Source organism: Paenibacillus sp. FSL H7-0940, assembly GCF_037979415.1.
Lineage (GTDB): Bacteria > Bacillota > Bacilli > Paenibacillales > Paenibacillaceae > Paenibacillus > Paenibacillus amylolyticus.
Genome location: NZ_CP150280.1, coordinates 6,683,298 through 6,702,839 on the forward strand (window position 1 = coordinate 6,683,298; position 19,542 = coordinate 6,702,839).

The window sequence follows — 19,542 nt, forward strand, 5'->3', positions numbered from 1 at the left end:
TGAAGGACATATGAACCAGGAACGACACGAGAAGCAGGAAATAGACACAAGGCAAGAGACAGACCTTGGACTGACGAGTTCTTCGGCTCAAACGAAGGAGAGGTATACACTCGCCCGGGCCAACGCATATATCAAGGAGCATCGACATCAGGTTGATCCAACCTATCGAATGGCCTATCATTTGATGCCAGAGGTGGGCTGGATGAATGATCCCAACGGCTTCATATACTTCGGTGGGATGTATCATTTGTTCTATCAGCATTATCCCTATGAACCGGTATGGGGGCCGATGCACTGGGGCCATGCGGTGAGCCGTGATTTGGTTACGTGGTCTTACCTGCCTGTTGCACTGGCGCCCGATCAGAGCTACGACAGTGGAGGCTGTTTCTCCGGAAGTGCAATCGTGCAGGATGGCAAGTTGGTGCTGATGTACACGGGACATGTCGTGACTGGACCTGACAAGGATAACGATTACTTGCAGACACAGAATATCGCTGTCTCGGACAATGGGATTGATTTTGTCAAAAGCACGATGAATCCGGTCATTCGGCTGGATCAGATTCCGGAGCATACGAGTACGAAGGACTTCCGTGATCCGAAAGTGTTTGAACGAAACAGTGTGTACTATTGCGTCCTTGGATCGAATGATGCTGCGGGCAAAGGTGTCATTCTGTTATACCGCTCAACGGACTTGCTGGATTGGAGTTATGTCAACATTATGGCCCAGAGTGACGGGACGCTTGGCGACAATTGGGAATGTCCCGATCTGTTCACACTGGATGGCCGAGATATTCTGATCATGTCTCCGCAACGCATGCCTGCTCAGGGAGATAACTATCGCAACTTGCATTCGACCGTTTATATGATGGGAACGCTGGATGAAGACCAGGGTGTGTTGAAGTACGAGCAGTACGTTCCGTTGGACTGTGGCTTCGACTTTTACGCACCTCAGACGATGGAGGATGCACAGGGACGACGAATCATGGTGGCTTGGATGGATACGTGGGAAACGGAAATCCCGACACAACAGTCCCATGCCTGGGCTGGAGCGATGACGTTGCCAAGACAATTGATTCGTAGGGGAGAACGATTGATATTCCAGCCTCTTTCCGAACTTATACAGTACAGGTCGGAAGGCACCGAGCAGTATGGTATACATTTAAATGGTGATGAACATGATTTTGATCTTGGAATCAGTGGAGACCGTTACGAACTGTATGCTGTATTCGAAGCGGAACAGGCACAACACTTTGGGTTAAAGCTGCGCACGGGTGAGGATGAAGAAACCGTGATTTCCTATGATGTGGAGCAGCGGCGTTTATGCTTGAATCGCGAGCAGGCCGGACAAGGGCCGGGCGGAGAACGAGCTGCAACAGTGGAACTGCTTGACGGGAAACTGGAACTTCATATCTTTATGGATGTCAGCTCCATTGAGGTGTTCATTCAGCAGGGGGAGCAAGTGATGACAGGACGGATCTATCCTGGGCCGAACTCAACAGTTATTAAGGCTTTCTCGTCCGGAACGTGCACGTTGACCGAACTTCGGAAATGGGATTTACGAATTCCTCGATAAAATCTTTTCTAAAATACAGCCTTGACCTTGAAGTATGCTTCAAGGTTTATTCTTTTTTTATCAAGAAATATTGGAGGCTGAATAATGAGAATTTTAGAATGGATTTTGGTAATCGTGACAGTTATTAGCGCAGTGGTTATTTGGGTGGCTCCCAAACATCGGGTAGTGGGGGGCGGTACGTTGTCGGCACTGGCACTGGCTATCCTTTTGCATGGGGGAATGGATCATTTTCGTTTGCAGTTGATGCCTACCTATATCGTGGCCTTTGTTTTACTGATTGTATTGTCCGTTCAATTATGGAAGTCACGGTGCAATATTCAGAATACACAGAAACAGAAACGTCGATCGTGGTTCAAAACCATTTTGGCATCCATTCTGGTGCTGGCTCTTAGTGCAGGTACAATGGTGTTGACGTCGTTATTCCCTGCATTCACGATGCCCGAATCGACGGGTTCATTTGCCATAGGAACCTTTTCGCAGCAGTTAACGGATGATTCCCGGGAAGAAACGAAATCGGTTGAACCGGGCGACAAGCGGGAACTCATGATCAATGTCTGGTATCCTGTAGATCAGGAAACAGCCAAAGGATTGCCGCTAGAGCATTATCCTGCCGAATTGGGAGAGGCGATCAGCCTGGTATTTGGTATTCCACCAGTGGTATTCAGTTACCTTGACACGATTCCGACGCATGTTGTTAAAGGTGCCGAGGTATCTGCCGCACAGAGCAAGTATCCTGTTTTACTGTTTTCACCAGGGATACGTTCTACTCGCTTTCAAAGTATGACCGCGATTGAGGAACTTGTGAGCAACGGCTACATTGTGGTTGGTATCGACCATCCGTATACATCTGCACAAGTTACATTCTCGGATGGCGATGTCGCTTCTTATCAGCCGGACCCTGACTTCCCAACCTCCAAAGAACTATATCAATATAATATAAAAGGTATAGGTATTCGTGCAGAGGATGCAAGCTTTGTACTGGACACTCTCACACAGTGGAATTCACATGATCCGAATCAATTGCTCGAAGGCAAGCTTGATCTGGATTCTGTCGGTATCTTTGGTCACTCCTACGGCGGTGCAACCACGGCGGAAGCGCTGGCTCAGGATGACCGTTTCAAAGCAGGACTTAGTTTGGAAGGCGGTTTCTGGGGTAAAGTATCCACAACAGCCTTGAAACAGCCGTTTATGTATATCATGTCGGGTGGGACAGCCAAAAGTCTGGACCCGGACGCCACTGCCAAGGATAAAGTATTTTATCCCGAGTTTGAGCCTGATTTGGATCGGGTGATGTCAAACAGTCTTAATGATACCTATTATCTGACAGTGGAGAATTTATTTCATCAAAGCTTTACGGATATTTCGTTAATTTCACCAAAAATGTTTGCCAGAGGTATGACGCCAGAACATAATGTGGATATAACCAGATCCTATGCGCTGGCATTCTTTGACCGTTATCTGAAAGGGAAAGAGCAGCCATTGCTGCAAGGTTCTTCAGCGCAATTTCCCGAGGTCACCTATGATGCCACATATACTAAGATACGCAACGAACAAACACAATAAATCCGTAGAAAGGTGGAGGAGTAGGCATGGAAACCATGACAAGAGGAATGTTGGCCAAGCGTACCGCTGTAAGTATGGCAACCCTCCGTTATTACGAAGATAGTGGAATTCTGCCTGCTCCCCGTCGTTCCTCCAACGGATATCGGGTGTATACTGAGGATTATTTGGTGAAGATTAAATTCATTAAGGATGCCCAGTCGCTGGGTTACTCTCTAAAGGAAATACAGGATACGTTACAGTTACTCAGTCAGGAAGACATGGAAAAGGAAACGTTAAAAACCCTTGTACGCGAACGCATCACTGACATTCAGAAGCATATTGACCATCTGGAACAGCTGCAGATTAATCTGGCACGACTGTTGCATACACCGGAGGACGATATCGACAATTATATTCAATCGTTCAGGGTGCAGAAGAAAGAGCCGTAATCGCGGCTCTTTTCCTGTTTAGGAGAAAACAGGCGTGGACTATTGAGCAGGGAATCGGAGATTTAGAAAGAATACATAGTGTAGTTTGCCAATACATAATGGTGGTTAACGTGATTTCAATAATGAAATTCACACCACAAGAGGAGTAACATTTTCTATGAGGGATTTACAAGGTTTTGTATCCGATTACATCAAAGGAAAGAAACATCTGCATCTTGAGATTGGCATCATTACAAAGGGAGATATCGAATATCATTCATTGGGCAATCCCAAAAAGAAGAGTGTGGCTGCTCCTGAACATAGGTTGTTCGAAATCGGCTCTGTAACCAAACTTTTTACATCGATCCTTCTATTAGAATTGGAGCGTCAACAGCAGCTTTCCGCGGATGACACGGTTGGCAAGTACATACACAACGGTAAAAACGATTATTTGAATAAGGTTACCTTAAAAAGTCTTGCAACGCATACCTCTGGATTACCCGGAGTTGCCACAAACCTGTCCTCGAAGAAAAATCGATACAATCCGTATTCAAATTATACGGAGGATGATTTACTTGCTTTTTTATCGGATGCTGACTTTACGGATCAGATGGGTTCATTTGAGTATTCCAATACCGGCGTGGGCTTACTTGGTTATATCCTATGTAAAGTATCAGGCAGTACATATGACGATCTGCTGAAAAAAAATATCACAGGTCCATTAAACATGACGGAGACAGCTGTTATGCTGAATGCAGAACAGAATGGCAGATTTGTGGATGGACATACGTCAACGGGGAAAAATATGCCTCACTGGGATACTGGTGTACATGAAGGGGCAGGGGCAATCAAGTCATCTCTTTACGATATGTGTTTATTTGTACAGGCCAATCTGAATGAAGATCATCCGCCAGCCTCTGCAATGCAACAAAGTCACATGCCTGTAATGATTGGAGATTCGACTCATCATTACGCCTGGTTTAGTGATAACATCTCAGATCAGAATATACTCTGGCATAACGGTGGCACATTTGGTTTCTCCAGTTATTTGGCTATAAACAAGGAACAGGGTATAGGCATCGTATTATTGTCCAATTATTGTTTTGGATCAGCCTCAATTGTGGATGAGTATCTGGATGCGATATTCAAGTTTATAACTAAAAAAGACCTTTATCCACTCATGCCGCTGGATCCCGTGGGTAATAAAATACTGGAAGCCATGATGCAGAGATAAAAAAAACCTCCAATAGAGATCGCCTGAGGATGTACTTCGGCGCTCTCTGTTGGAGGTTTTTTTTCGTTCTATCTTAATAGTCTTGATCATGACATACCTGCTTCACGCAGAAAATGGTGCACAATCTTCGTCTGATACTTGATACGAGTTGAGCGTTTCAGACTCCAACAGGTCTCCACCGTGACGGAACGGGCTTGTAATAGTCTTGAAGCCGCTGTACGGGCAGATCCCGGCAATTCATGCTGCTTGAGGTTAAAATGACGATCATGAATGGCAATCGACCGATTCATCCGTTCGATAACTCTTCTGCAAGCTGGAATCGTCCGACTGCCGGGATTGGTGATCAACGTCTGTCCAAGCACTCGTGAACTCAGTTGAGACAGGCCGTTGGCTTCATGCAGATCGAGCCACCAGTCGGCCCGATGTTCACGCGCCAGCTGAAAAACTGCCGTAGCTAGCGGATGCTTGGCCTTGCCTGACATACGGCGTGGAAACGTACGATTCAGATCTGGCTTGCCTCTGATTTTCTTTGCGTAGGCTTGTTGGTTCACGCGTGGCACGATAATTAACAGCCCTCGCTGAATGGCGTGACGACCTGTCGCAATATCATCTGCGAGTTTTTGCGCAGCGGCCACACTCGCCGTTTCATTCCCGTGAACCCCGGATGTAATGAACATCACGGGTCCCGGCATCATGCCACGTACAATGAAGTAGGGAGTAGCGTGTACGGTGGATGCTAGAAGGACATGTTTGGTCACAAGCATGACACTTCACCTCCGTTATTACAGTACGCCATGTCCCTCTTTCATGTAACGGCGTAAGAACAGGTCTTCATCCTATTTCCTCACAAAATGGGCCGACTAATACACCCGATGAATGATATCTTCAAAATCGGGTTCTTTCATCTCTACATCTTCAATCTCACCCCAGTGCTCCAACTGTTTCAGAATGTCCATTGTGCTCCATTCCTTCCGGTTCACTTCCACGGTGACAATCTGTCCTTCCACTCCAGAAATATGTATCGCGGACGACACAACATCCGGGATGTGGAACTCTCCTCGGAACGTTACCCGAATCAGCGTAGGTAGTCCGATGGTTTCGCGAAGTGACGAGATCGTACCGTCATAGGTCAGTTGACCATGGTTAATCACCATGACCCGGCTGCATAACTGCTCAATGTCGTCCATGTCATGTGTAGTCAGCAAAATCGTTTTGCCAAACGTTTCATTTAATGTACGTAGAAATTGACGAATGTTCCGCTTTGCGTTCACATCCAGTCCAATCGTTGGTTCATCGAGAAAAAGCAGTTCGGGATCATGCAGCATGGAAGCTGCGAGATCGGCACGCATGCGTTGTCCAAGCGAGAGCTTGCGGACAGGCGTGGCCCAGAACGATTCAAGGTCCAGCAGCTCGGCGAACTGGGACAGCCGTTTCTTTTTATCCTCGGCACGAACGCCGTACATCTCGGCCAGAATATCATATGAATCTTTCACGGGCAGATCCCACCAGAGCTGACTGCGCTGTCCAAACACAACGCCTAGTCGACCAACGGTCCTGCGCCTGTCCTGATGTGGGTTCATACCGTCAAGCTTTACCTCACCCGAGGTTGGGTGCAGGATACCTGTCAGCATTTTGATCGTGGTAGACTTGCCAGCCCCGTTCGGACCGATGTAACCCACAAATTCCCCTGGGCCGATATCAAAACTGATATCGCGTACCGCTTCCTTGGACACATACTCACGTGAAAATAAAGTACGTAGACCGGAGAAACGTCCTTCGCGAATAACAGGAGTTTTGAATTCCTTTTGCAGATGCCGTGCTGTGATCATGTTCATGATTCGTTACGCCTCCTTAGCTACCTGTACTTTGATATTTGGTCATGCCGAATTGCCAGAAACGCAGACTTGCAGCCAAACTCAGTACGGCAACCGCCGCCACAGCAACAAGAATCCACGCTCCTCCTTCACCCCGTAGCAGGTACAGTGACGGAATGTAGTTGACGAATCCCACCGGAATCACCGTTAGCAGAATGCCAGACATCCATTTGGGATATAACGTTAGCGGATATTGGGCAGCTGTTCGTGCTGCATCCTCAGTGATCGTCTGTAATTCCTCGATACGTGTGGTCCAGAATCCGAGTGTGGCGGTAGCAAGTCCTATGGAAAAGAGAATGACTGCACCGGTCAGGATAATGAACAGGGAGAAGGGAATGGCTACCCAGCCAATCTGTCCGCTATGCATCATGCCTGCCAATGACCAGCAGAGAATGAACCCGCCTTGCAGGACTTCTCCAGCCATGATGCGGAAGTTTTGCGGCAGCAGTGCCAGCAATACGGGCATGGGACGTGTTAACAGTTGATCAAGCTCACCATTAACCAGATATTTTTCCAGATGGTGAACCTCATTACCGAATGTCCGATACAGTGTTTTGGATAACGTCATGATGGCAAAGAGATAACCGATCTCATGGAGGGACCAGCCTTTAATTGCTCCGAATTTGTGCAGCACGAGAGCAACCATCAGAAACTCGGAGATCTGAATTAAAGCGGCCAGTACGGACGCCATGATGAAATTGAACTTGTATTGCATCCGACTGCGGATGCTTGTTCGAATGAGCATTTTATATAAATTGAACCAGGAAGTTCGCTTCATCCGCCTTGTACCTCCACTTTACGACGTAACACTTGGGTAATCGCAAGACAGATCAACGTCATAAAGACACACCAAAGCAAGGTTCCCCATAACAAGGAGCCATCTTCGAAACCAAGATAGATTCGGGTAGGTACATAGAGCAGGAAAGGGTAGGGTGATATCCAGGCAAGTTGTTCAAGCCAGTTCGGTAGCCATTCCAGCGGAATGAAAAAACCAGCCAGCAGATTCATCATCGCGTGATTGCCCCAGTGAAGCCAAGAGGACTCCGTGGTCCACATCGACGTGGCACCAATGATGTAGTTCATACAGATGGATAAGTATGCGGCGCCGGCAAGACCAAGTGCGGCATAGAATAGTGTTGAAACGTCTGAGGGCCAATGCAGGGAAAAGACAATGGAGAAGAGCAGGTAGATCGGAATACTTTTGTACACGAACTGGTAGGCAATCTGCCCCCATTCGCGTGCCATCAGGTGGGTGAACAGATGAACAGGCCTCATCAGATCCAGTGCGATCTGCCCTGTCCTGACGGATAAGGGAATACCCAATCCGTTCGTGAGAAAACCCGAGATCCAGAGAGAGGATTGCGTGAACGCAATGTAACTGATCATTCCCTGTGTCCCATATTCTCCGAGAGTATGGTCGGCCCCGATGCCGATCCAGAGGCAGGCATACATGTAACCAAACATGGCGCTTGCCAAGTTATGTACCATGTGTGCCCCGCGGTATTGCAGATTCCGGGAGTAGGCTTTGGAAGCCAGAGTGAAATAAAGCATGTGACACCTCCGATAAGTGGATTGAACGGCGTTTCCGTTCACTTCAGTCAAGGCGAAAAAGAGAGAAGGACAACAGCATACCAATTTATTCCTTCACAGGCAAGACATTTTTTTAGCTAATAATGGTATTAACAGGGGTGTTCATGATTGCGCCACAAGACAACGGTCTGTCCGTTCATTTATAATTGAGAGGTAGTATCGCAAACGTTTACAATGTGAAATATTCAAATTTTAAATAAACCGCCGGGCTTGTGCTTGACGATTGAGGATACAGAACGAACAATCCGGCAAGAGAGAAGGATGTCATGAAGAAAATTGCATGGGTCACCGATAGTACCAGTACACTGGATCCCGTTTTTGCGGAGCAAAATCATATCTACATCGTACCGCTGCGCATCGTATTTGGAGAGGAATGTTACCGGGAAACCGATGACATTACATCTGAAATGTTCTATGAGAAACTTGCGGAGGCTTCACGTGCGAGCAGTTCGCAGCCACCCATTGGCGAATTCATTGAACTGTATGAGTCGCTCAAAGACAAGTACGATGAGATTATTACGATTCATTGCTCTACAGAGCTTAGCGGAACGCTGCATACGTCCATGCAGGCTGCAGAGATTGCAGGAGTGACGGTGACCGCAATTGATTCGAAGGCAGGTGCCTATCCTCACCGTGAGATGATTATGCAAGGACTGGAATGGCAGAAGCAGGGATGTTCAGCTGCCGAGATCAAAGTAAACATTGAACAGATGATTGATAACATGTCCTTTTACCTCATACCGGCCAGTCTTCAGCATCTTCACCGCAGTGGCCGGGTGTCGGGCACACAGCTGATCATCAGTCAACTGCTCAAGATCCATCTGCTGCTTCGATTTGAAGAGGGCAAAGTGGTTGTGAATGAGAAAATTCGCACGTTCAAGCGGACAAAAGAGCGCATGCTGGATATGCTCAAGCTGGATGTGGAGAAAGTAAAGCATGTGTGCATTATGCATGCGAACAATCAGGAAGAAGCCGTCACGATCAAGAAGCAGATTGCCAATCTGCTCCCTAAATTAAAGACCGAAATCATGCCGTTTATCCCTGTGGTGAGTATTCATGCAGGTGCAGGAACCATTGGACTGTGCTGGATACACAGCGAAAACGGATATAGAGACTAGACGTATAAGCACTCATCTATAAACTCTCATAGACCTGGCAGGAAACACACTTGATGTCAAAGTGTTGCTCCTGTCAGGTTTTTTCGTATATCATTGCCAATTCAAACAAACTGTGAGGTAATAAAGAAAACTGTTCATGTTGGAGGGAAACATGTGTTAAGTCACCGCTTGTTGCTTGTTGAAGATGATCGTTCAATTAGTGAGATGGTCGGGCCATACTTGGAAAAAGAGGGCTACGACGTCACTTATGCATATGACGGCTTAGAGGCAGAACGTCAGTTCAGCCAGTCACAACCCGGGTATGATCTGGTTATTCTGGATCTGATGCTGCCCCGCAAAAGTGGGATGGATGTGCTGCAAACCATTCGGGCAGTCAGTCTGGTACCTGTGCTCATTCTGTCTGCGAAGGATGGGGAGGTGGACAAAGCATTAGGTCTGGGCTTCGGTGCAGATGATTACTTGAGCAAACCTTTCTCGTTAATCGAACTGACTGCCCGCATCAAAGCTGCGATTCGCCGCGCCAATTATACCACTCCCCCTGTGGCTGAAGTGGCTAAAGATCAGCGTATTCACATTGGAGGACTCGTAGTTGACATGGAGACGTACGAGGTGGAACGTGAAGGTACACCCGTCAAGCTGACATCCAAGGAATTTGGCATTCTGAAGCTGTTAGTTACCCATCCTGGCAAAGTGTTCACCAAGGCGCAGATCTACGCTTCCGTCTGGAACGATCATTATTATGGAGACGAAAATATCATTAACGTACATATGCGTCGTCTGCGTGAGAAACTGGAGGCGGACCCTTCGGATCCCCAGTATATCAAGACACTCTGGGGCATCGGATATAAGCTGGAGGCGGAGCAGGGATGACACTGATTTTTGCCGTCACGACGGGTATTCTGGCCATTGCCGTCATTGGATTGTGGATGAGCTTGCGGAAACGCACCCAACACCTGTCTTATATTCATCAGAAAATATCTGCTATTCTGGATCAAGGCACCTTTGAGCGTTTACTTGTATTCAATAGTGATGACCAAGTCAGTCAGCTTTTGAAAGACATGAACCAGCTGCTGGATCATGCGCACCGTGCTAAGGCCGGTTATGCTAACCAGGAGAAGGAGATGCGTAATATGCTCTCCAACATTTCGCATGATCTGAAAACGCCACTCACCGTTGTGCTGGGTTATAGTGAGACCTTGCTGCACAGCCCATCACTGACCGATCAGGAACGGAAGATGATGACGGAGAAAATACAAGATAAGGCGCAGGAAGTGTTGCGTTTGATCCATTCCTTTTTTGATCTGGCGAAGCTGGAATCCGGAGATACGGAACTGGTACTTAGTCGGGTGAATTTAAGTGAATTATGCCGGTTGAAGATGCTTTCCTTTTATGAAATGTTGACGAATCTGGGGTTGCACGTGGAGCTGGAGATACCTGATGGTGATCTCTTCGTGCAAGCGAATGAAGAAGCATTGGACCGTGTGCTGGATAATCTCATTACCAATGGAATGAAATATGGAGCAGAGGGTAAGGTACTGGGACTTTCACTTGATCATTCAATAGGTGCACCTGTGACGTTACAAATCTGGGATCAGGGAAAAGGGATTCCTGAGAGCGAGCATAGCCGTGTGTTTGAACGCATGTATACACTGGAGGATTCCCGCAATCGACTCTATCAAGGCAGTGGCCTGGGTCTGACCATTACGAAACGGCTAGTTGAGCGGATGGGTGGAAGTATTCACTTGCATAGTGTGCCACATCAACGGACTGTATTCTCGGTTACCTTAAAGGCTTGGTAGACCCTGCGTTGGCGTGTCCGGTCAGACTTAAGGTTTTTGTAAGATTTGATTAATAAAAAAGAAGACTTTTCTCTTTACAATATAGATATAGGAACCCGGACAGGGGACGTAAAGGAGAACAAGGACGATGAATTATATCGCACGAACAATAGATGTGACCAAAGTATATGAAGGGGTGGAGGTTGTATCCAACGTCAATATGAATATTAAGCAAGGTGAGATCTATGGATTCCTCGGTCCGAATGGTGCTGGTAAAACAACCATCATGAAGATGCTCACCAATCTCGTCAAACCAACCACAGGGGAGATAGAACTGTTTGGGGAGAAGCTTACGCCGACCTCTTATGAAGTGCTGAAGCGAATGGGCAGCATTATTGAATATCCTTTTTTCTACGATAGGCTGTCTGCTCGCGAGAATCTGGAACTTCACTGTGAATACATGGGGTTTCACAACAAAAAGATCATCGACAATACGATGGAAATGGTAGGGCTGAAGGGTACAGGCAAGAAACCGGTCAAGGACTTCTCCTTGGGCATGAAGCAGAGGCTGGGACTGGCTCGTGCACTTATAACCACACCTGAACTGCTCATTCTGGATGAACCGATCAACGGATTGGATCCTGTAGGGATCCGGGAGATGCGAGATTTGTTCAAGCGCCTTAGCAATGAGTATCGCATTACCCTGCTGGTTTCCAGTCACATCCTTGGCGAGATAGAGCAGATTGCGGACACAGTTGGTGTCATTCGCGGCGGTCGTTTGGTGGAGGAAGTATCGATGGAGAGCATTCGTGGAAGTCAAAATGAGTACATCGAGTTACAGGCGGTGGATATCCGCAAAGCGACCTATGTCATTGAACACCAGCTTGGTTTGAGTAATTATAAACTGGTTGACGACCAAACGTTACGCATCTATGATCCGGGAATTATTCCATCAGAACTGAACACCAAGCTGATCCAACACGGCATTGAGATCGAATCGATATCCAAACGGGCTCATTCCCTGGAAGAACACTTCATGAAGCTTGTGAAAGGGGATGAAGACGTTGCTTAAACTAATCAGACTTGAGATGCGGAAGCACCGTTTTGCACGTAATTTTGCAGGTGCAGGTATTGCCAGCATAGCCATTCTTCTTTTCCTGATCATGATTGGATTCGTGGATGTGGGAGCAGAAGATTATGCCTATGCCGATTACCAGACCGCCTTTATGATTATTGATACGTTTGTGAGAGCGACCTTTATCATATTTGCAGGAGCTTTATTATCCAAGCTGGTGATCAGTGAGTATAGAAATAAAACGATGAACGTCATGTTCACCTATCCCATCCAGCGTCATAAAATCATCGCTGCCAAATTGATTATCGTGTTTGGTTTTACATTTGTGATGATTATGGTTAACGATCTGTTCATGGGCTCACTATTGTTGATTGTTAATCAATTCTACTCCTTCATTCCTGAATCACTGACGAATCTGGATATATTGGGACTTCTGGTGAAGTACAGTATAAGTTCTTTATCGGCTGCGTGTATGGCACTCATTCCCCTATTCTTCGGTATGCGTAAGCATTCTGTTACAACTACAATGGTCTCGTCCATTTTGCTGGTTTCGATTGTCTGCTCCGGATTCAACGGGTCGGAAGTTTCCATTCATTCTCTTATTATTATTCCTCTGACCCTTGGAGCAATAGGGATATGGATTGCTTCGATGTCCATGGTTCGTCTGGAGACAAAAGATGTGAACTGAATCATTCGGAAAACCATGCTCTGTATGGCTTCAGATGCCATTGACATCCGCTCGTACAAGGGATAGGATAATGTCAACTGAGACACGAAGGAGAATGCAACTACCATGACGATTCCAAAAACATTAACAATAGCTGGTTCGGACACGAGCGGCGGTGCAGGTATTCAAGCTGATTTGAAAACTTTTCAGGAGCTGGGTGTGTATGGCATGACCGTACTGACTACGGTTGTGGCAATGGAGCCCGAAACATGGGATCACCAGGTCTTTCCTGTTGAATTAAATGTGGTTGAAGCGCAGCTTCGCACGGTTCTGGACGGCATCGGTTTCGATGCAATGAAGACAGGTATGCTCGGTTCTGTAGATATTATTGAACTGGTAGCAAAACATATTCGCCGCAGCGGTCTGCCACAGATCGTTATCGATCCGGTAATGGTCTGCAAAGGTACAGACGAAGTACTGCAACCGGAAAATACGGAAGCGATGATCGAATTCCTGTTGCCAGGTGCTGATCTGGTTACACCTAATCTGTTCGAAGCATCCCAACTGGCGAAGAGCGGACCTATTCGCTCCAAGGAACAAATGGAAGCAGCGGCAGCAGCAATTCATGCCCATGGCTCGAAACATGTTCTGATCAAGGACAGAGGTGTCATTAGCCCGGGTAAAGCAATGGATCTACTCTATGATGGAACCAACTACGAATGGTTTGAAGCCGATGTTGTCGGCTCCGGATATACTCATGGTGCGGGCTGCACAACGTCTGCTGCGATTACCGCAGGGTTGGCTCGTGGTCTTTCAGTGAAAGAGGCTGTTCGTGAAGGTAAAGCCTTCGTGACCAAAGCGATTGCCGGCGGATTCCCGCTAAACCGTTTTGTTGGCCCGACACTGCATGTGGCACACCGTCTGGAGCAACAACGTTAAGTGTTGCCAGGGAGCGCGCAGTAGCGCATCAATTCTGGATAACACACTTCGATTTCATTCAAGTAGCTGTCAATGAGCAGGAGCTTGCTCGTTGATGGCTTCTTTTTTATGCGAATTTTTATAAAAACTAGTAACTTTTGGCTTATATTAATCGTATATATCATGGGAGCATTCCAAAACATGTGTGGACACATGAACGACACATGGAATAGGTATGTTATCATCAGAAATCTAAAAGGAGAGTCGGCCATGATCAGAACAGTGCTTCTGGTGGAAGATGAAAGCCGCATTCGTGAGATTGTGGCCGATTATTTCATAAAAGAACAATGGAACGTCATAGAAGCTGAACATGGAGTACAGGCACTGGAACTGTTGGCTCTGCATGAGGTAGATCTGGTTATTCTGGATGTTTTGATGCCTGAAATGGATGGATGGACGTTATGTGGGCATATTCGATCCCAATCCACCGTACCTATTATCATGCTGACTGCACGGTCCGAGGATGACGATAAAATTCATGGATTTCAGCTGGGCGTAGACGATTACGTCACCAAGCCGTTTAGTCCACGTGTGCTGGTTGCACGTGCAGAGACATTAATGAAGCGTGTTGAAGGTGCATTTGGACGAGAGCAGGGTGTGATTCGCTTCGGACAGGTAACCCTTGATCCATGGGCCAGACGTCTGGAGAAGGACGGAATTGAAGTGGAACTTGCACCAAAGGAATATGATCTGTTGCTTTATCTGGTACGTAATGCAGGCATTGTGTTGTCCCGGGATGCCATTTTGAATCGGATCTGGGGATTTGATTTTGAGGGGGACTCACGTGTTGTAGATACCCACATCAAGAAGCTGCGGAGCAAATTGGGTGATGAAGCCAAGTGTATCCGGACGGTGATTGGCACTGGATACCGTTTCGAGGCAGAAGCATGAGAAGAAATGGCGTAACGATGAAGCTTTTCCTGGTCATGGCAGGATGTCTGGTTCTTCTATATGGGACGACGGTTTTTGCCCAGTTGGTCTGGTTCCCCGACTTCTATCAGCATCAAAAGGTTAGCAGTATGAAGAAAAAGCTGTCCAAGTTCGAACAGCAATATTCCAATGGACATTGGAGTGATTTACAGCTAGCCAAGGAGACCGGGAAATTCATGCGTCAGAATCAGTCACATCTGGTCATTCTGACGAATAAAGGAAGACTGGTTAATGACCCGTTCCACATTACGTTGCTTCAAGAGGATGGAAGTCACGTGAAGGTGTCCTTGTCCTTGTTTATCAATAGTGAGAATGCTGGCTGGATTACATCCCATCTGAAATATGGGCAAGAACTGACGGTGAAAGGTCCGGCCAGCGAATCCATGGTCTATCCATTCAAAATCCAGGATGCCACTTCTGCCGCATGGGGAACAGAAAGCTTTCAGGAATCAATTGAACCGGTAAAGGAATGGTCAGGCGTATTGACCGAGGTCGTTCTTCCCAATCTGGCAACGTGGAGTCAGAGGCAGGGACTGCTGGTGCAAGCCCTGGATAGTCGGTTCCCGTTGTCCACCGAAGACCAACTGGCCTTGGCGAATGGCAAAATGCTTAATGAAGAATGGATGGATAGCTGGAGCGGTGTTCGCAATGTCATCACCATTGCTCCAGTGCATCGTTCCGGACCCGAGCAGCAACTGATTTTCTCGCTCACCTCTCTACAGGAGATGAGGGAAGCGAATGAGGCAACACGTTTGTTCTATGCGTATTTCGGCATAGGGGCATTTATATTGATTCTGTTGCTGGCGTTACTCCTGTCCCGAATTGTAACGAAGCCGCTCTTGGCCTTGAACCATGTCGCTAAGAAAATGTCTACGCTGGATTTCACGGTGAAATCACCCATCCGGCGTAATGATGAGATCGGCAGTCTGTCTAACAGCCTTAATGCCTTATCGGGAACCTTGGGTCAGACACTGGAAGAGCTGAGGCAGGCCAACTCGCAGATGCGTACAGATATGGAAATGAAGCAGGAGATTGAACAGCGTCAGCGCAAGTTTTTTGCCGATGCATCACATGAACTTAAGACTCCAATCAGCATTATTAAGGGATATTCTGAAGGGCTGAAAGATGGCGTGAGTGAGAGCAAACGGGAGCGTTACATTGAGATCATTGCCGATGAGGCGATCAAAATGGAAACGATGGTTGAAGAGATGCTGGATCTGGTGCGACTGGAATCCTCAGCGGTTCAATTGAATACGGATGCTGTTGCTCTGGCAGACATGATTGAAGATATCGCCGGCCGTCTGGGCCCGCAACTGAAGGACAAAGGATTGGATGTGGTGCTTGTATCCACAACAGAACAGACGGTTGAGGGTGACCGAAGCAAGCTGGAGCAAGTTATTTTCAATATCATGATGAATGCTATACGTCATGCGATACCACATACCGATATAACTATTGAGATTAGCAGGCGTGAAGGTTTTGTCCATATTTCCATTGAAAACAAGGGTGAGCACATTGCTGAAGCTGAGCGGCAGTATATATGGGAGAGGTTCTATCGGGTAGAGCGCTCACGTAATCGTAAAATGGGGGGGACCGGGCTTGGTCTGGCCATTGCGAAGCAGATTCTTGATCTGCATGGGTGCAGTTATGGAGTGGAGAATACACCGGATGGAGTCCGTTTTTATATTATTTTTCCTAAAGCCTAGTACGAAAGGGAGTCAAATATTATGAAGTCTTTACCATCGATTTTAACCTTGGGGAATCTGAGTTCAGGCATGCTGGCAGTCATTATGGCTATTCATGGTGAATTTGCCCTGGCTGTGATGATGATATGGGTAGCGATGTTCTTTGATCTGTTTGACGGGTATGCGGCTCGTAAATTGCATTGTGAGGGTGAGTTCGGCAAGTCCTTGGACTCGCTTGCGGATGTAGTTTCATTCGGAACAGCACCCGTGCTGATTCTGTACCTGAATTCCATGATTGAAGTGAGTGTGCTGGGGATGGCACTGACTGCATTGTTTCCGATTTGCGGTGCTTTGCGTCTGGCCCGTTATAACTGTCAGAAGACAGCAAGCAGTGGTTTTGTCGGAATGCCGATTACATTTGCGGGAGGTCTGATGTCCTTTTTCGCACTCTGGAGTCCTTATTTCACACATGGTGTAGCCTATCTTGTCATTATTGTATTATCCGGTCTCATGGTGAGCCAAATCCGATTCCCGTCTCTAAAACAAGTGTTAGCCTCACATGAGAAGGATATTGTGGAACCGAAATAAGGAGCGAGTCAGTATGGAATTTGCAAAAGAATTTATTGGTCAATATGGTTATTTCGCAATATACGGACTACTGGCTCTCGGCGTTATTGGCATGCCGATTCCGGATGAGGTGATGATGACTTTTGTCGGTTATCTCGCCTCCATCTCGGTATTGAATTACTCCGTATCCATCGCCGTCAGTTTTGGTGGCGCATTTACCGGAGGGCTGCTTAGCTACATGATTGGCAAAAAAGCGGGCAGGCCGCTGGTTGAAAAATACGGCAAGTGGGTTGGCGTTAATGCCAAACGATTCAGCAGGGTGGAGTCGTGGTTCCTCAAATATGGGTATTGGTCCATCATCCTGGGTTACTTCATTCCAGGCATTCGTCATCTGATGTGTTGTTTCTCCGGGATTAGCAAGATGGCAATTGGCAGGTACGTAGTTGTATCGGGCATTGGTGCATTCGTCTGGTGTGTTGTCTTTATCTCGATTGGTTTTTATGTTGGCGTGTTAACTTAAAATGGGACAGCCTGTTGTAACAACAGGCAAGGATGGAAGACCTCTTGAGTGTAAGGTGGTCTTTTTTTGTTTTTCTATATATGGTCGGAAACCTCATTTTAAGTGATTTAATCGACTACAAGTAATTTATCCTTGGAGCTGTAGGCTAGCCCGCAAGCTATTTCAAGTAAATTCAAGCTCAGAGCTATTCCTCCGTTTAAATCTCCATGTAACTCGTTATTGACGCAAGTATCTGACACTCTAGTAGCTAAAGTAGTTAGAATTTAGATTTAATAGTAGTAACTCCAAGCTTTTCAAAGTCATCTCCAAAATTCTAACGAACTCAGGTGAGCTTATTATCGAGATTTGAGCAATATTGAAATTCTAACGAATCTCAGCAACCCTATTTCACGAAAAAGCCCGAAAAAGTGCCCTGATCTACTTCATATCATCACAATAAGATGTCCTGAGTTCGTTAAAAAATGGATATGTACGATATCGGCGAAATAGAGTGTCTCATGTTCGTAAGATATACGTTCGATATCGTTGAGCGCCACTAGCGACATGTAATATTTGTTGATCAATCAGGCTGTGAAGAACTCTTCGAGCATGCTGATCCGTGATTCGCAGGTGTGTTGCTAGTTCCGAGGGGGCAAATGGACGAATGATGCGTCTGGCATAACGAAGAGTCTCGGCTTCAAGCCAATTTAAGGATGTCGGAACATCCGTAGCAATGAATTTTCCCATAAAAGAGAGCACAAGCTGTTGGCACCGTTTCGGTTCGTCTTTAATGGAGAGATAAGCGATCGGCAGAAAAATCCAATCATCAAGCGTTAGCAGACAATGCCGCCAGCATAAATCTTTAAAGCGCCGTACATCCAGATCACGGGCATGTGGCCCGTATCCCTGAATCTCAATACCTCCTTTAACGCCGTTACCTGGCAGATAAGCCAGATCCAGATACCGATAGCCGTTATGAAAGTCTCGAACTTCCCATTCGGGTTGCAAATGGTTAAAGTTTTTCATCACCGGAAACCAGACTGAACGCAAAAATTCCAACGTGCCATGTTCAAGTCCATTTTCTAGTCTGGACAGCACTCTGGGGTTCGTTTCCTTCTCCAGAAGGGAGTGCATCCAAACTTCGTAAGCCTCCTCAAAATCAATGCTCATCGTCTTCATCTCCTCTAAAAATAAAATAAACGAACGTGAACAGGCTTCAGGTCGTCATGTCAAAATACAAAAAGCCGCTCTGACCATTTCCAACCTTCGCGTTGAAGGGGGAGAATGGATCAAAGCGGCGTGTGCTTCACGACCGATATGTTACATTTCTAGATCAAGTATAGCTTTAAATATGGAATGATTTCAATACCTTTTCCAATAGAGGATATCTCAAGCCAAGGTCTGAATGCCAGAACGAGACTGGACGTATTCCGAGCTATTAGGTGCTACACTTTAAATGTGTGAGAACGCGTCCCTTAATGTGCGAGTAAGCGATATAGACGCTGTAAAAGTAGATTATTCTCGCCTTCAAGGCTGTTTACATTTAAATTAAGTTCTTCGTACCGCGGGTATGCGTCTTCTCTTGCTCATGCTTGGAAAGAAGCGTAGAGCGGGCAATAAGAGCTAAGGAATCTGAGACGTCTTATTCAGGGAGTTGAAGCACTCGCAGAAATGTAAGGAACCTGAGAAACGTTATTTCGGAATGTACAGCCATTTTCAGCGTTTTGTTATGAAAATTTGGGAAATAAGGTGTCTGATGTTTCTTACAATTGAAAAAGAGAGCCAGAGGACCAAATAAGACGTACTGGGTTCCTTAGAAAAAATGAAGGGTTATTCTTAAGGCGCAGCCGGCCTACATTTCAGGAATTTTACGCCCGTTGATGCTTCAAGACAGTGTTAGTATGTGTGACGACTGGATGCCTTGGGTGTGCCAAATGCGAAAAGCTTAAAGTGCAGCATATCATCAAGACACAGCTTACCTGAGTCGCAAGACACTCATAGTAA

The 19,542-nt window shown here is 46.6% G+C and carries 19 protein-coding genes; 14 read left to right on the plus strand and 5 right to left on the minus strand.

Translation table 11 applies throughout. The features are described 5' to 3' along the window. Window positions 1-10 precede the first annotated feature (10 nt). The 4 genes from MHB71_RS29300 to MHB71_RS29315 all read left to right on the plus strand — a co-directional run bounded on the left by MHB71_RS29300 (window position 11) and on the right by MHB71_RS29315 (window position 4,777). On the plus strand, window positions 11-1,573 hold the full coding sequence (locus tag MHB71_RS29300; protein ID WP_340028320.1) for a glycoside hydrolase family 32 protein: 1,563 nt from the start codon (window positions 11-13) through the stop codon (window positions 1,571-1,573). 84 nt (window positions 1,574-1,657) lie between these two features. Further along, complete coding sequence (locus tag MHB71_RS29305; RefSeq protein WP_340028321.1) at window positions 1,658-3,136, plus strand: prolyl oligopeptidase family serine peptidase; 1,479 nt, start codon at window positions 1,658-1,660, stop codon at window positions 3,134-3,136. 26 nt (window positions 3,137-3,162) lie between these two features. After that, window positions 3,163-3,564, plus strand: coding sequence for a MerR family transcriptional regulator (locus MHB71_RS29310; protein WP_340028322.1), 402 nt, complete (start codon window positions 3,163-3,165; stop codon window positions 3,562-3,564). Between the two features lie 157 nt (window positions 3,565-3,721). After that, window positions 3,722-4,777 (plus strand): serine hydrolase domain-containing protein, encoded by a 1,056-nt coding sequence (locus MHB71_RS29315; protein ID WP_340028323.1) that lies wholly within the window; start codon window positions 3,722-3,724, stop codon window positions 4,775-4,777. A gap of 86 nt (window positions 4,778-4,863) precedes the next feature. Here MHB71_RS29315 and MHB71_RS29320 read toward each other — a convergent pair whose 3' ends face one another. The 4 genes from MHB71_RS29320 to MHB71_RS29335 all read right to left on the minus strand — a co-directional run bounded on the left by MHB71_RS29320 (window position 4,864) and on the right by MHB71_RS29335 (window position 8,202). Beyond that, window positions 4,864-5,541, minus strand: a complete 678-nt coding sequence (locus MHB71_RS29320; RefSeq protein WP_340028324.1) for a succinylglutamate desuccinylase/aspartoacylase family protein — start codon at window positions 5,539-5,541, stop codon at window positions 4,864-4,866. A gap of 96 nt (window positions 5,542-5,637) precedes the next feature. Continuing rightward, on the minus strand, window positions 5,638-6,606 hold the full coding sequence (locus tag MHB71_RS29325; RefSeq protein ID WP_340030238.1) for an ATP-binding cassette domain-containing protein: 969 nt from the start codon (window positions 6,604-6,606) through the stop codon (window positions 5,638-5,640). Window positions 6,607-6,628: 22 nt separating this feature from the next. After that, window positions 6,629-7,429, minus strand: a complete 801-nt coding sequence (locus MHB71_RS29330; RefSeq protein ID WP_340028325.1) for an ABC-2 family transporter protein — start codon at window positions 7,427-7,429, stop codon at window positions 6,629-6,631. Beyond that, window positions 7,426-8,202, minus strand: a complete 777-nt coding sequence (locus MHB71_RS29335; protein ID WP_036606839.1) for an ABC-2 family transporter protein — start codon at window positions 8,200-8,202, stop codon at window positions 7,426-7,428. Before MHB71_RS29335 ends, MHB71_RS29330 begins: the two co-directional genes overlap by 4 nt. Before the next feature lie 305 nt (window positions 8,203-8,507). On the opposite strand from MHB71_RS29335, the gene MHB71_RS29340 reads away from it, so the two are divergent. The 10 genes from MHB71_RS29340 to MHB71_RS29385 all read left to right on the plus strand — a co-directional run bounded on the left by MHB71_RS29340 (window position 8,508) and on the right by MHB71_RS29385 (window position 17,559). Further along, entirely contained in the window at window positions 8,508-9,359 is an 852-nt protein-coding gene (locus tag MHB71_RS29340; protein WP_036606840.1) for a DegV family protein, read from the plus strand. A 153-nt stretch (window positions 9,360-9,512) separates the two neighbouring features. Continuing rightward, the gene (locus MHB71_RS29345; RefSeq protein ID WP_340028326.1) at window positions 9,513-10,229 is read left to right on the plus strand and encodes a response regulator transcription factor; all 717 of its coding nucleotides are present in this window, start codon (window positions 9,513-9,515) and stop codon (window positions 10,227-10,229) included. Continuing rightward, on the plus strand, window positions 10,226-11,158 hold the full coding sequence (locus MHB71_RS29350) for a sensor histidine kinase (RefSeq protein WP_340028327.1): 933 nt from the start codon (window positions 10,226-10,228) through the stop codon (window positions 11,156-11,158). Before MHB71_RS29345 ends, MHB71_RS29350 begins: the two co-directional genes overlap by 4 nt. Before the next feature lie 127 nt (window positions 11,159-11,285). Next, window positions 11,286-12,209 (plus strand): ABC transporter ATP-binding protein, encoded by a 924-nt coding sequence (locus MHB71_RS29355; RefSeq protein WP_340028328.1) that lies wholly within the window; start codon window positions 11,286-11,288, stop codon window positions 12,207-12,209. Then, entirely contained in the window at window positions 12,202-12,900 is a 699-nt protein-coding gene (locus tag MHB71_RS29360) for an ABC transporter permease (protein ID WP_340028329.1), read from the plus strand. Before MHB71_RS29355 ends, MHB71_RS29360 begins: the two co-directional genes overlap by 8 nt. Window positions 12,901-13,005: 105 nt before the next feature. Next, on the plus strand, window positions 13,006-13,818 hold the full coding sequence (thiD, locus tag MHB71_RS29365) for a bifunctional hydroxymethylpyrimidine kinase/phosphomethylpyrimidine kinase (RefSeq protein ID WP_017692191.1): 813 nt from the start codon (window positions 13,006-13,008) through the stop codon (window positions 13,816-13,818). Between the two features lie 249 nt (window positions 13,819-14,067). Next, a complete protein-coding gene (locus MHB71_RS29370) occupies window positions 14,068-14,748 on the plus strand; it encodes a response regulator transcription factor (RefSeq protein ID WP_036606855.1) in 681 nt (226 codons plus the stop codon). Next, a complete protein-coding gene (locus MHB71_RS29375; RefSeq protein ID WP_340028330.1) occupies window positions 14,745-16,493 on the plus strand; it encodes a HAMP domain-containing sensor histidine kinase in 1,749 nt (582 codons plus the stop codon). The genes MHB71_RS29370 and MHB71_RS29375 overlap by 4 nt, the downstream gene beginning before the upstream one ends. A 21-nt stretch (window positions 16,494-16,514) precedes the next feature. Continuing rightward, entirely contained in the window at window positions 16,515-17,060 is a 546-nt protein-coding gene (gene pssA, locus MHB71_RS29380) for a CDP-diacylglycerol--serine O-phosphatidyltransferase (RefSeq protein WP_036606859.1), read from the plus strand. 13 nt (window positions 17,061-17,073) lie between these two features. Next, window positions 17,074-17,559, plus strand: coding sequence for a DedA family protein (locus MHB71_RS29385; RefSeq protein WP_036606861.1), 486 nt, complete (start codon window positions 17,074-17,076; stop codon window positions 17,557-17,559). 495 nt (window positions 17,560-18,054) lie between these two features. Here MHB71_RS29385 and MHB71_RS29390 read toward each other — a convergent pair whose 3' ends face one another. Next, window positions 18,055-18,708, minus strand: coding sequence for a transcriptional regulator (locus MHB71_RS29390; protein ID WP_340028331.1), 654 nt, complete (start codon window positions 18,706-18,708; stop codon window positions 18,055-18,057). Window positions 18,709-19,542 lie beyond the last annotated feature (834 nt).

Coding starts and splice junctions, on each gene's coding strand:
- MHB71_RS29320 (WP_340028324.1), bottom strand. CDS start 5,541: ATGCTTGTGACCAAACATGTCCTTCTAGCATCCACCGTACACGCTACT.
- MHB71_RS29390 (WP_340028331.1), bottom strand. CDS start 18,708: ATGAGCATTGATTTTGAGGAGGCTTACGAAGTTTGGATGCACTCCCTT.
- MHB71_RS29385 (WP_036606861.1), top strand. CDS start 17,074: ATGGAATTTGCAAAAGAATTTATTGGTCAATATGGTTATTTCGCAATA.
- MHB71_RS29300 (WP_340028320.1), top strand. CDS start 11: ATGAACCAGGAACGACACGAGAAGCAGGAAATAGACACAAGGCAAGAG.
- thiD (WP_017692191.1), top strand. CDS start 13,006: ATGACGATTCCAAAAACATTAACAATAGCTGGTTCGGACACGAGCGGC.
- MHB71_RS29340 (WP_036606840.1), top strand. CDS start 8,508: ATGAAGAAAATTGCATGGGTCACCGATAGTACCAGTACACTGGATCCC.
- MHB71_RS29375 (WP_340028330.1), top strand. CDS start 14,745: ATGAGAAGAAATGGCGTAACGATGAAGCTTTTCCTGGTCATGGCAGGA.
- MHB71_RS29335 (WP_036606839.1), bottom strand. CDS start 8,202: ATGCTTTATTTCACTCTGGCTTCCAAAGCCTACTCCCGGAATCTGCAA.
- MHB71_RS29305 (WP_340028321.1), top strand. CDS start 1,658: ATGAGAATTTTAGAATGGATTTTGGTAATCGTGACAGTTATTAGCGCA.
- pssA (WP_036606859.1), top strand. CDS start 16,515: ATGAAGTCTTTACCATCGATTTTAACCTTGGGGAATCTGAGTTCAGGC.
- MHB71_RS29310 (WP_340028322.1), top strand. CDS start 3,163: ATGGAAACCATGACAAGAGGAATGTTGGCCAAGCGTACCGCTGTAAGT.
- MHB71_RS29325 (WP_340030238.1), bottom strand. CDS start 6,606: ATGATCACAGCACGGCATCTGCAAAAGGAATTCAAAACTCCTGTTATT.
- MHB71_RS29355 (WP_340028328.1), top strand. CDS start 11,286: ATGAATTATATCGCACGAACAATAGATGTGACCAAAGTATATGAAGGG.
- MHB71_RS29350 (WP_340028327.1), top strand. CDS start 10,226: ATGACACTGATTTTTGCCGTCACGACGGGTATTCTGGCCATTGCCGTC.
- MHB71_RS29330 (WP_340028325.1), bottom strand. CDS start 7,429: ATGAAGCGAACTTCCTGGTTCAATTTATATAAAATGCTCATTCGAACA.
- MHB71_RS29315 (WP_340028323.1), top strand. CDS start 3,722: ATGAGGGATTTACAAGGTTTTGTATCCGATTACATCAAAGGAAAGAAA.
- MHB71_RS29370 (WP_036606855.1), top strand. CDS start 14,068: ATGATCAGAACAGTGCTTCTGGTGGAAGATGAAAGCCGCATTCGTGAG.